Origin of the sequence: Clostridium sp. MF28, assembly GCF_002969175.1 — a bacterium.
GTDB lineage: Bacteria > Bacillota > Clostridia > Clostridiales > Clostridiaceae > Clostridium > Clostridium beijerinckii.
The window spans coordinates 3,451,917-3,463,961 of sequence record NZ_CP014331.1; the positions used below are offsets into that span (position 1 = coordinate 3,451,917).

Genomic DNA, 12,045 nt, shown 5'->3' on the forward strand with positions numbered 1-12,045 from the left:
ATGGGATGAGATTAAAAGGGTTATTGGAGCCCTTGGAAAGTAGTTTAGAATTTCAAGACATAATACAAGGGATTGAAAGTAAAAGATACCCTATTGGTATATATGGTGCATCTGAATCAGGTCGAGGATACATTATAAGTGGAATATTTGAAAATACTAACAGATCAATTGTGGTTGTAACTCAAAGCGATATGGAGGCAAAAAATCTTTATGAAGATTTGATATTTTATACTAGTGAGGTATATTATTTTCCAGTAAAGGAAATGGTTTTCTATAATATTGATGCTATCTCTGGAGATTTGAGATGGGCAAGATTAAAAGTAATAAATGAAATATTAAATAATAAGAAAAAAATAATAGTGACATCAATAGAAGCTTTTGCTGCAAAATATACTCCTCATAATTTATTTTTGGAATACAGCATGAAATTTAAAGAAGGCGATGAAGTTAATCTTGCCGATATATCAAAGAAATTAATTCAATCAGGTTATGAAAGAGTGGAAATGGTTGAGGGCAAAGGACAATTTTCACTTAGAGGAGGCATATTAGACGTATTTCCAACAGGTTCAACTTATCCATATAGAGTTGAACTTTTTGGCGATGAAATAGAATCAATAAGAACTTTTAATACAGAATCTCAACGAAGTATTGAGAAAGTTAAAAAGATAGATATTTTCCCTGCAAAAGAAGTAATAGTTTCAGAAGAGATGTTAGAGGTTGGAAGAAATAAACTTAAGGAAGAGTTTAATAAAATTGCTGAAAGTGATAAAGATAGTGAAAGAGTAGAAAAACTAAGAAAAATATTAAATAAAAACTTAGAACTACTAGAAGAGACTTCGTCTTTTGAAACAATAGATAGTTATCTTCCGTACTTTACCAAAGAAACAGAAAGTCTTTTTGATTATTTTAAGAATTATTTCTTTATAGTAGATAATGTTCAAAGATGTAATGGAAAATTAGAATCAACTTATTTAGAGTTTGAAGAAAATTTCACAGCTTTTTCTCAAAGAGGAGATATATTTCCAGGGCAAGGAAATTTATTAATAAATAAAGAAGAAGTATTAGAATCATTTGAAGATGAAAAGATTGCTTTTATGGAAGCATTGACAAAAGTTTCTGGCTGGCTAAAGCCACTATCAATAATAAATGTAGCTCAGACAACATTAAATAACTATCAAGGTCAGCTAGATTTATTAATTGATGAAATATTAGGTAAAAAGAATTTAGGATATAAGACACTAATTTTATCAGGAACTCGAGCTAGAGGAGAACGTTTAGTTGGAACATTAAGAGATAGAGGTATAGAAAGTGTCTATAAGGATACTGTTGATAAAATTGAGCATGGTGAAGTTGTAATAACTTTTGGTAATCAGTTGAGAGGATTTGAATATCCACAATATAAAGTATGTATAATATCAGATAAAGAAGTATTTGGTGCGGCAAAGAGAAAATTAAAAAGTAGTAAAGCAAAGAAAAAGGGAATTTCTAAAATCAAGAGCTTTGCGGAATTAAAGCCGGGAGATTACGTAGTACATGCAAATCATGGTATCGGAGTATACAAGGGAATTAAACAAATAGATGTTGGAGGGCATAAAAGAGATTATTTAGATATTGTTTATGATAAAGGTGATAAATTATATGTTCCAGTAGATCAATTAGATTTAATTCAAAAGTATATTGGAAGTGAAGGAAAGTCACCTAAAGTTAATAAACTTGGAAGCGCTGAATGGCAAAAAGCAAAAGCAAAGGCAAGAAAATCAATAAATGAAATAGCTGAAGATCTAGTTAAGCTTTACGCAATGAGAAGTACTGTAAAAGGACATAAGTTTTCCAAGGACACTGAATGGCAAAAACAATTTGAAGATGAGTTTCCGTTTGAAGAAACTCCAGACCAATTAACATCACTAGAAGAAATAAAGATAGATATGGAATCTGATAAACCTATGGATAGACTTTTATGTGGAGATGTTGGATACGGTAAAACAGAAGTTGCTATAAGGGCTGCATTTAAAGCAGTAATGGATGGAAAGCAAGTTGCTCTTTTAGTTCCAACTACCATTTTAGCAGAGCAACATTATAAAAATATAAAAAATAGATTTTCAGATTTTCCGATAAAGATAGACATGGTTAGCAGGTTTAGGACAGCGAAACAGCAAAAAGAAATACTTCAAAAGGTGAAGGAAGGTAATTTAGATATTTTAATAGGTACTCATAGATTGGTATCTAAAGACATTCAATTTAAAGATCTAGGCTTATTAATAGTAGACGAAGAGCAAAGATTTGGAGTTAAGCAAAAAGAAAAGATTAAGGGAATTAAGAAAAATGTTGATGTTTTAACTCTAAGTGCAACTCCAATTCCTAGAACCCTGCATATGTCGCTAAGTGGAGTTAGAGATATTTCAGTCATAGAAACACCACCAGAAGAAAGATACCCTGTCCAAACATATGTTGTTGAACAAAATGATCAGCTTATAAGAGACGCAATTCTTAGGGAAATAGGTAGAGGCGGCCAAGTTTACTTCGTATACAATAGAGTGGAAGATATCGAAAGGATGGCTAAGTATGTTCAATCGTTAGTTCCAGAGAGTAAAGTCGGAATTGCTCATGGTCAAATGGCAGAAAGACAACTTGAGAAGGAAATGTTTGACTTTATGTCAGAAGAGTATAACGTATTAGTTTGCACTACTATAATAGAAACTGGAATGGATATTCAAAATGTAAATACTATAATAATATATGATGCAGATAAGATGGGACTTTCTCAGTTATATCAGCTTAGAGGTAGAGTTGGAAGATCAAATAGAATTGCATATGCGTATTTGCTATATACTAAGGATAAAGTATTAACAGAAGTTGCTGAAAAAAGGCTTAAAGCATTAAAGGATTTCACTGAATTGGGCTCTGGTTTTAAAATAGCTATGAGAGATTTGGAAATTAGAGGTGCAGGTAATATGATGGGATCTTCTCAACATGGACATATGGCCTCTATAGGATATGATCTGTATTGCAGAATGCTTGAAGATACTGTTAAACTTCTTAAAGGTGAAATTCAAAAAGAACCTATAGAAACAACCTTAGATATAAAAGTAGATGCCTTTATATCAGAAAATTATATAGAAGATGAAATTCAAAAAATTGAAGTTTATAAGAAAATTGCTGCAATTGAGGGATTAGACGATTATAGTGATATCAAAGAAGAACTAGAAGATAGATACTCTAAGATACCAGAACCTGTGTATAATTTAATGGATATTGCTTATATAAAGAGTAGAGCTAAATCTATATTCATTGAAGAGATAAAAGAAACTCCAAAAGAATTATTGTTCAAGTTTGCACAAGGTGAAAGTGAATATAAAAATATATTTAAAATATTGATGGAAAAATATAAGAATAGCGTAGTATTAAAGTTTGGTTCAAACCCTTATTTCGCATTTAAATTAAAATATATTAAGAAGGAAAATAAATTGGAGTTTCTGAAGGAAGTTTTCGATGACATAATATTGTAACAAATCTATGATATAAAAGAAAAGTAGAAGAAATAAAATAGTGTAAAAAATTTGAATTATAAAAGCAATATTGATATACTAATGTTATGAATTTTTACAGTAAGAAACCTAAAAGAATAATATCGTCCGACAAAAATTAATTTAGCTTTTCAAATTTCGTTTTATAATTATAGAAAGTTTTGTTTAAGTAGAATTTGAAAAGTGATTTTAGCTTGTCTAAATTATATATATTTATGTGGAAAGTTATTTTTTAGTGGGTTTAAATCTAGAATAAGCGAGGGGAAAACTTTGAAAAAATTAAAAAAATTTGTTGCAGCTTTAGCTATGGTGACAATTGCGGTATCAGCTATGGGTTGCAAAATGATTGAGAAAACACCAGAAGCGATACAGAAAACAGTTCTTGCAACAGTTGGAAATGAAAAAATAACAAAAGGTGATTTAGATAAAGAAATGGAAAAGTATACTGCACAACTAAAACAGCAGTATGGAGATAATTATGAAAGTAATGCTCAAGTTAAAGATCAGTTGCAACAAGCAAAAAAACAGGAATTAGATAGCTTAGTAACTCAAAAAGTAGTATTACAAAAGGCTACTGAGTTAAATCTTAAGCCATCTGATGATGATATAAATAAGCAAGTTGATGATCAAATAGCTCAAATTAAATCCCAATATTCAGAAGAAGGACAATTTGAAAGTGTTCTAGAGCAAAATGGATTGACTGAAGATCAGCTAAAAGATGTTGTAAAAAATAATGTTATAATGCAGGCTGTTCAACAAGATATAGTGAAAGATATAGAAGTTACTGATGACGATGTTCAAACATATTATAATGAAAATAAGGATTCAAAATATACACAAGGAGCTGGAGCTAATGCATCGCATATTTTAATAGCTGAAAAGGCTAGTGATGGATCAATAGATTATGATGCATCATTAACAAAAGCTAATGCTATAAAATCAAAATTAGATTCCGGAGCTGATTTTGCGAAATTAGCTAAGGAGAACTCAACAGATGCAGCAACCAAAGATAATGGTGGTAGTTTAGGATTTGTAGCATACAACTCAACACAATTAGTTACTGAATTTATGGATGGGTTTAAGAATTTGAAAGAAGGGGAAATTTCAGCGCCAGTAAAGAGTCAGTTCGGATATCATATAATTAAGGCTACTGGATTAAAAGACTCACAAGTAACTCCTTTTGAACAAGTTAAAGATCAAATAAAATCATCATTATTACAACAAAAGCAACAAGATGCTTTAAGTGCTAAGATTACAGAATGGAAAACAGACCTAAAAGTAAAAACTTATGAAGATAAATTATAATACTAAAATATAATTAGGTATCTATTAATAATTTAGCTATTTAATAATGAAAGTTAGGACTACTTTGAAATATCTCTGATTATTCAAAGTAGTCCTATTTTTGTTTCTACTATATGTATTACATTGAAATAACAGCATTTATATTAACAAAAAAATAATTAATATAAAATTTGTCTATAAGTGTATAAAATTTCTAGAAATTCAAATAATAATAGTGCAACCAATTAATAGAGTTCAAAGGAGGTTATATAACCAATGAAGGCAACAGGAATTGTTAGAAGAATTGATGATTTAGGAAGAGTAGTAATACCAAAGGAAATAAGGAGAACTTTAAGAATAAGAGAAGGAGATCCTTTAGAAATTTTTACCGATAGAGATGGTGGAGTAATTTTAAAAAAATATTCACCAATTGAAGAACTTACTAACTTTTCAAAGGAATATTGTGAAAGCTTGCAACAAGTTATAGGTCATGTAGTACTAATAGCTGATAAAGATGCATTTGTTTCAGTAAGTGGAGCACCAAAAAAAGACTACATAGAAAGAAAAGTAAGCAGTGAGCTAGAAAAGATAATGGACGGAAGAAAAACTGTATTATTAAATAAAGCTGATAACGCAGTAATACCATTACATAATGATGACGATGAAACAGAGTACACTAGTCAAGTTATATCACCAATCATAGCTGAAGGTGATGAAATAGGAGCTGTAATTATTCTTTCAAAAGAAGATGGAGAGCTTGGCGAAGTTGAAACAAAGCTAGTTGAGACAGCTGCAGCATTCTTAGGCAAACAAATGGAGCAATAATACTTATAAATAACCACATTATGAAAATAAAAGGAATAATACCTCCAAACTTACAATAATAATTAATTAGTAACATGTAAGTTTGGAGGTGTTTTATGAAAAAACAATCCCTAATAAGAGGGAGCATAATTCTTGGAGTTGCAGGAATATTAACAAGATTTTTAGGTCTATTTTTTAGATGGCCACTAATAATGTTAATTGGAGATGAGGGAATTGGATATTATCAAATGTCATACCCGCTGTATATGTTTTTTATAGCTATGGCTTCTGGAGTTCCAGTTGCAATTTCTAAGATGATATCAGAAAAGAATGCAACAAATGATATATATGGAAGCTTTGAAGTAATGAAAGAATCTGCTATTTTAATGACAATAATAGGGACAGGCACAACTTTAGCGTTATTCTTTTTTGCAAAACCAATAGTATTATTTTTGAAGTGGGATCCAAAAGCGTATTATTCATTAATCGGAATATCATTTGCACCAATTGTAATATCATTTGTAACTATATTTAGAGGATTCTTTCAAGGGCTGCAAAATATGACTCCGTCAGCTATATCACAGATAATAGAGCAGATTGGTAGAGTCATATTCGGTGTTGGACTTGCTGTATTTTTACTACCTAGAGGCATAGAGTACTCAGCAGGTGGCGCAGCATTTGGAGCAACTGCGGGAGCTGTTCTTGGAGGAGCTTATTTATACTCGAATTATAAAAGAGTAAAGAAACGTTATGCCATTAAAAAAATAAAAAGCAATCCAGAAATATTAAATACTATATTAAAGATTGCAATACCAATATCATTAGGTACTACAGTATCAAGTATTATGAATTTAATAGATTCCATTTTAGTACCACAAAAACTATTAGATGCGGGCTTCACAAATGTACAATCAACTGTATTATATGCGCAATTAACAGGTAAAGCGTCTGTAATCGTAAATATTCCATTAACTCTTTCTATGGCTATTTGTACATCTCTAATTCCTATCATAGCTGAGAATTTCATACTTAAGAAGCAGAAAGAGCTAAAAGGCAAAATAGATGCATCTATGAAAATGGCATCAGTAATTGCTATTCCGTGCACTTTTGGGTTATTCTTTTTAGCTGAACCAGTAATGAAGTTTATATTTCCAGGTAGGTTTGAAGGAATAGAGATATTAAAATATTTATCATTAACAATTCCTTTTATAATAATTACTCAAACAACAACAGCAATACTGCAAGGAACAGGGCATTATATAAAACCTGTTATTAACCTCTTGATTGGATGTTTGATTAAAATTGTATTAACATGGGTATTAGTTCCTATGCAAATGTTTAACATATATGGTGCTGTTTTGGCGAGCTTTGGAGCTTATTTAACAGTAAGTATTTTAAATATAATGATGATGAAATTTACACTAAGAGTAAGACTTAACTTATACGAAATATTAATAAAACCTTGCTATGCATCCAGTATTATGATGTTAATTGTATTAATAAGTTATAATATTTTATATAAGAATACAATTAGTAATGGAATATCTTGCTTGACATCTATATTTTTGGGTATGATAGTATATATTATAATGATAATTGTATTCAAGGTATTTAATGTTGAAGAAATAAGAGATAGATTTAAAAGAAAGTAAAAAGGAGAGAAATTCTAATGATTAAGATAGTGGGATTAGGACCAGGAAGTAAGGATGCATTGACAATAGGAACAATAAATGAACTCGAAGCAAGCAAACATATATTTCTAAGAACGGAAAAGCATCCAACAGTAGATTACCTGAAGGAAAAAAATATCGTATTTGATACTTATGATAATATTTATGATAGTATAGATAATTTTGATGAAGTATACTTAAATATCGCAAAAGACATAATTAATAAGCATAAAAATATGACTGATTTAATTTATGCAGTTCCAGGTCATCCATTGGTTGCAGAAAAATCAGTATTTAACTTAATAGAACTATGTAAAGAAAATGGAATAGAATATAAAGTTATACCAGCAGTAAGTTTTATCGATGCAATGATTGAAAGCCTTAAGATTGATCCTATAGAGGGGTTAAAGGTTATAGACTCTTTTGACATAAGTAACCAAATTTTAGACAAAAGAATAGGAACAATTGTTACGCAGGTATACAATCAATTGATAGCATCAGAAGTTAAATTAAGATTGCTAGAATGCTATAATGATGAAACAGAGATTTATTATGTAAGAGCAGCCGGAATAGACGGTCAGGAAAGCATAAGAAAGATACCGTTATTTGAACTGGATATGCAGGAGGACATAGATTATTTAACATCTATTTATATACCAAAGGATTTAAAAAACAAAAAAGACTTTAATGATTTTTTAGACATAATAGAAGTTTTGAGAGGTGAAGATGGATGTCCGTGGGATAGAGAACAAACCCATAAGTCTCTTAAGAAGGCTTTAATAGAAGAAAGCTATGAGGTAATAGACGCAATAGATCAAGATGATGATAATTCGTTAATCGAAGAATTAGGAGATGTACTTCTACAAGTTGTTTTTCATGCATCTATTGGAAAAGAAGACGGATATTTCGATATAGGAGATGTGATAGAAGGAATTTGTAATAAAATGATAAGTAGGCATCCTCATGTATTTAAAGACGCTGATGGATTGAATTCATCAGAAGATGTATTAATAAAGTGGGATGAGTTAAAGAAGAAAGAAAAGGGATATAATAGTGTTGTAGATGAACTGAAAGGAATAACAAAGGGACTACCTGCACTTTTAAGAGCACATAAGATTCAAGAAAAGGCAAGTAAGGTTGGATTTGACTTTGAAAATATAGATTTTGCTGTAAGTAAGGTAAAAGAAGAGTTAAAAGAAGTAATTGATGTATATAATACAGAAAATGTGGAGAAAATAGAAGAAGAAGTCGGAGATTTAATATTTTCATGTGTAAATATTGCAAGGTTTCTGAAAGTAGACGAAGAAATAGCATTAAATTATACTATAGACAAGTTTATAAAAAGATTTCAGTATATTGAAAGAGCAGCTAAGGATAAGAATATTGAATTAACAAGTATGACTTTAGATGAAATGAATGAACTATGGGAAATTTCAAAAAACTTAGGTTAATAGGTAATTTAAATAAAGGAATTTTCTAGTTTATGAAGAATAATAATTTTATAAAGAACTACTTTGTAACGATTTATTGGATTATTTAGTTATATATAGGAAAAGAAAGCGTTTTTCTATAGACGGGTAGCTGAAGAGGTTATATAATAAAGAAGTGCAATTTAGTACATAAAGAAAACAGTTAGAAAATATGTAACTGGATTTTAAGGAGGATGTTATTGTGAATAAAGCAGAATTAATTACTAGTATGGCGGAAAAAAGTAAATTAACAAAAAAAGATGCAGAATTAGCATTAAAAGCTTTAATTGAAAGTGTTGAGGAAGCACTAGAAAAAGGAGAAAAGGTTCAATTAGTTGGATTTGGAACTTTTGAAACTAGAGAAAGAGCAGCTAGAGAAGGAAGAAATCCTAGAACTAAAGAAGTTATAAACATTCCTGCAACAACAGTTCCAGTATTTAAAGCAGGTAAGGAATTCAAAGATAAAGTTAACAAGTAATAAAATACAAGTTAGACAGAGTAAATATGAACCCGAGTTTTCTCGGGTTCTTTTGAATGGAGGAGAAATTGTGAGGCTAGATAAATATTTAAAGGTATCGCGTATTATAAAAAGAAGAACTGTAGCGAAAGAAATATGTGAGAGTGGCCGTATATTAATAAACGGGAAAGTAGCAAAGCCTTCTACAAAAATAAAAGAAGGGGATATAATTGAAATAACGTTTGCTAATAAAGTATTAAAAGCGGAAATTGCTAGTGTAGTAGAACATGTGAGAAAAGAAGAAGCAAAAGAAATGTATATTATCCTTGAGGGTGAAGAAGATAAAGAGTAGAAACTATATAGTTTATCTACTCTTTATCTATATATGGGGATTGAACAAAAAAGATTTATGTTAAGTGAAATTATCATAAATAATTCCACTTAACAGCTTTTAAGAAATAAATTCCACTATACTTAACTTATTAAAGGTTCTAAATTCTAAAATGCAAAATACAAACATATATTGTATAAGAAAAATAAATGGAGGAATTTTTAATGGAGAAAAGAGTGGAAAATAAAGTAGAAGATAATAAATCAAGTTTATCTCTAGAGAATAGAAAAAAATTAACTTTAAGTGGTGTTATAGAGGTTATAAGTTTTGATGAGCAAAAAATAGATTTAACAACTAATCTAGGAAATTTAACTATCAAGGGAGAAGAGTTAAAAATGAACAAGTTGGATGTGCAAAATGGTGATGTTATAATTGCTGGAAGCATTGCATCTATGGTATATAACGGAAAGATATCTAAGAAAAGCAATGAAAGCATAATAAGCAGATTGTTTAAGTAGGAATATAGTATGCCTTTAGGATTGAATATGCAGATTAATCTTGTTATATGCAGCTTAATTGGAGGTGTTATAACGGGAATATTGTTTGATATATATAGAGGAATAAGAGGATTAAACTCTATAAAGATATTAACAATAATAGAAGATATGCTATTTTGTGTACTTATTGCTTTGATTGTTTTTACCTTTTTACTATATACTAATTATGCATTTTTAACTCCCTATGTATATATTTTCATAATTATGGCCATTATATTATACTTTAAATTTATTAGTAAGTATTTTTATAACAGCGAGATGCTAATTGCAAAATTATCTTATAAGTTGATTAGAATTTTATTGAAAAATTTATTATATCCATTAAAAATAATTGCATATAAAATTACTGATAAAAGGAAATGATAAAAAATTACTTGAATAATACTAATATAGTGTTTACAATAGACTTAAGAGAATTTGCAAAATAGAGGTTCTTATAGATGAAAACGAAGTTAATATTAAAGCGGACAATAATTACTGGATTTATTATTTTCTTTGTCTTTAGTTACATTAGGCAAAGTATGACAATGAATAGAATTCAAAAGGAAATTGACAGTAAACAAGTTCAGTTAAATGAAATTAAGCAAAAAAACGAAAGACTTCAAGATGAAGTTGATAAAATTAATTCAAGCTCATCGGATTATCTTGAAAAATTAGCAAGGGAAAGACTTGGGATGATTAAGCCTGGTGAAAAAGTTGTTAATGGTGAGATAACAAATCAAAATTAAATTTCAATTTATAGAAAAACTTATAAAACTCTGGTAATATTATAGTAGCTAAATAATTAAATTTGTATTCTAAATTAAAGAGCATCTGCACAGCAGATTTGTTCTTATAAATTTATATATTTTTAAATTTAAGGAGGAGTCTTTTAAACATGACCTTAATGGCAGGAAACATAGTAGAGGGCACAGTGATAAACATCACAAACTTTGGAGCTTTTATTGAAGTTGAAGGCAAAACTGGATTAGTTCATATTTCAGAAGTGGCAGATTCTTACGTAAAAGATATTAGAGAACATCTTAGTGAGCAAGATAAAGTGAAAGTGAAAGTTATCTCAATTGATGATAATGGTAAAATCAGTCTTTCAATAAAGCAAGCAAATGTTCAAAGAAAATCGGTTAAACCAGCAGAGATTGATTGGAAGGCACCTGATAAGAAGAAAACTACTAATTCAGGAAATTTCGAAGATATTATGTCTAAGTTTCTAAAAGATAGTGAAGAAAGAATGCAAGATGTAAAGAAACATCAAGAATTTAAAAGTAAAGGTGGAAAAAAAGGCTACTAAAAATTTTTAAAATCTTTATTAGGAAAATAAATATAAAATTTGCTTGATAAATTTCAAATGTAGAATAGATTTGTAGAGAAATTTTTATATTTGTTTACAGTTTATTCTGCATTATTAAGATTATAAATGGATATTTATAGTGCTTAAAACTTGTGATTTACTGATTATTGCAATTAAAATTTTAAATATATAAGATTAATAAAAAAATATTGTTGACACTAAAAAGAATATGTATTATAATTAGCTTTGTCGTTGGCACTTAGTTTATAAGATATGCCGAAGTGGCGGAACTGGCAGACGCACAGGACTTAAAATCCTGCGGTGGTTAAACACCGTACCGGTTCGATTCCGGTCTTCGGCACCATGTATATGAAAAAAATAATATCGCGGGGTGGAGCAGTTGGTAGCTCGTCGGGCTCATAACCCGAAGGTCGTAGGTTCAAGTCCTGCCCCCGCAACCATTGATATGGCGGAATAGCTCAGCTGGCTAGAGCACTCGGTTCATACCCGAGGTGTCGTAGGTTCAAGTCCTATTTCCGCTACCAATATGTGCCGAAGTGGCGGAACTGGCAGACGCACAGGACTTAAAATCCTGCGGTGGTTAAACACCGTACCGGTTCGATTCCGGTCTTCGGCACCATATATATGAAAAAAATAATAT

Annotated in this window: 11 protein-coding genes and 4 tRNA genes; all 15 read left to right on the forward strand. The window is 29.9% G+C overall.

All coding sequences use genetic code 11. From position 1 onward, the window contains the following. Nucleotides 1-5: 5 nt before the first annotated feature. The 15 genes from mfd to AXY43_RS14945 all read left to right on the forward strand — a co-directional run bounded on the left by mfd (nucleotide 6) and on the right by AXY43_RS14945 (nucleotide 12,024). Nucleotides 6-3,506: a transcription-repair coupling factor gene (gene mfd / locus AXY43_RS14875; RefSeq protein WP_023976796.1), complete on the forward strand. Its 3,501-nt coding sequence runs from the start codon at nucleotides 6-8 to the stop codon at nucleotides 3,504-3,506. Between the two features lie 288 nt (nucleotides 3,507-3,794). Continuing rightward, nucleotides 3,795-4,829 carry a peptidylprolyl isomerase gene (locus AXY43_RS14880; protein ID WP_023976795.1) on the forward strand — a complete coding sequence of 345 codons (1,035 nt, stop codon included), beginning with the start codon at nucleotides 3,795-3,797 and terminating at the stop codon, nucleotides 4,827-4,829. 255 nt (nucleotides 4,830-5,084) lie between these two features. Continuing rightward, entirely contained in the window at nucleotides 5,085-5,633 is a 549-nt protein-coding gene (gene spoVT, locus AXY43_RS14885) for a stage V sporulation protein T (RefSeq protein WP_011967453.1), read from the forward strand. Between the two features lie 95 nt (nucleotides 5,634-5,728). After that, nucleotides 5,729-7,264, forward strand: a complete 1,536-nt coding sequence (locus AXY43_RS14890) for a putative polysaccharide biosynthesis protein (protein ID WP_023976794.1) — start codon at nucleotides 5,729-5,731, stop codon at nucleotides 7,262-7,264. Nucleotides 7,265-7,281: 17 nt separating this feature from the next. Next, nucleotides 7,282-8,733 carry a nucleoside triphosphate pyrophosphohydrolase gene (gene mazG / locus AXY43_RS14895; protein ID WP_023976793.1) on the forward strand — a complete coding sequence of 484 codons (1,452 nt, stop codon included), beginning with the start codon at nucleotides 7,282-7,284 and terminating at the stop codon, nucleotides 8,731-8,733. Nucleotides 8,734-8,953: 220 nt separating this feature from the next. After that, nucleotides 8,954-9,229: an HU family DNA-binding protein gene (locus AXY43_RS14900; protein WP_008422747.1), complete on the forward strand. Its 276-nt coding sequence runs from the start codon at nucleotides 8,954-8,956 to the stop codon at nucleotides 9,227-9,229. 70 nt (nucleotides 9,230-9,299) lie between these two features. Further along, nucleotides 9,300-9,560 carry an RNA-binding S4 domain-containing protein gene (locus tag AXY43_RS14905; RefSeq protein ID WP_011967456.1) on the forward strand — a complete coding sequence of 87 codons (261 nt, stop codon included), beginning with the start codon at nucleotides 9,300-9,302 and terminating at the stop codon, nucleotides 9,558-9,560. A gap of 203 nt (nucleotides 9,561-9,763) precedes the next feature. After that, nucleotides 9,764-10,057, forward strand: a complete 294-nt coding sequence (gene yabP / locus AXY43_RS14910) for a sporulation protein YabP (protein WP_011967457.1) — start codon at nucleotides 9,764-9,766, stop codon at nucleotides 10,055-10,057. A 9-nt stretch (nucleotides 10,058-10,066) separates the two neighbouring features. Then, entirely contained in the window at nucleotides 10,067-10,459 is a 393-nt protein-coding gene (gene yabQ / locus AXY43_RS14915) for a spore cortex biosynthesis protein YabQ (RefSeq protein WP_011967458.1), read from the forward strand. Nucleotides 10,460-10,536: 77 nt separating this feature from the next. After that, entirely contained in the window at nucleotides 10,537-10,824 is a 288-nt protein-coding gene (locus tag AXY43_RS14920) for an FtsB family cell division protein (RefSeq protein WP_023976792.1), read from the forward strand. Between the two features lie 149 nt (nucleotides 10,825-10,973). Then, on the forward strand, nucleotides 10,974-11,384 hold the full coding sequence (locus AXY43_RS14925; RefSeq protein ID WP_017209499.1) for a S1 domain-containing RNA-binding protein: 411 nt from the start codon (nucleotides 10,974-10,976) through the stop codon (nucleotides 11,382-11,384). Between the two features lie 275 nt (nucleotides 11,385-11,659). Next, nucleotides 11,660-11,748: transfer RNA gene (locus AXY43_RS14930), tRNA-Leu, on the forward strand. Between the two features lie 21 nt (nucleotides 11,749-11,769). Beyond that, nucleotides 11,770-11,845: transfer RNA gene (locus AXY43_RS14935), tRNA-Met, on the forward strand. A 7-nt stretch (nucleotides 11,846-11,852) separates the two neighbouring features. Further along, a tRNA-Met gene (locus tag AXY43_RS14940) sits at nucleotides 11,853-11,929 on the forward strand. Nucleotides 11,930-11,935: 6 nt separating this feature from the next. Continuing rightward, nucleotides 11,936-12,024 (forward strand) — tRNA-Leu (locus AXY43_RS14945). Nucleotides 12,025-12,045 lie beyond the last annotated feature (21 nt).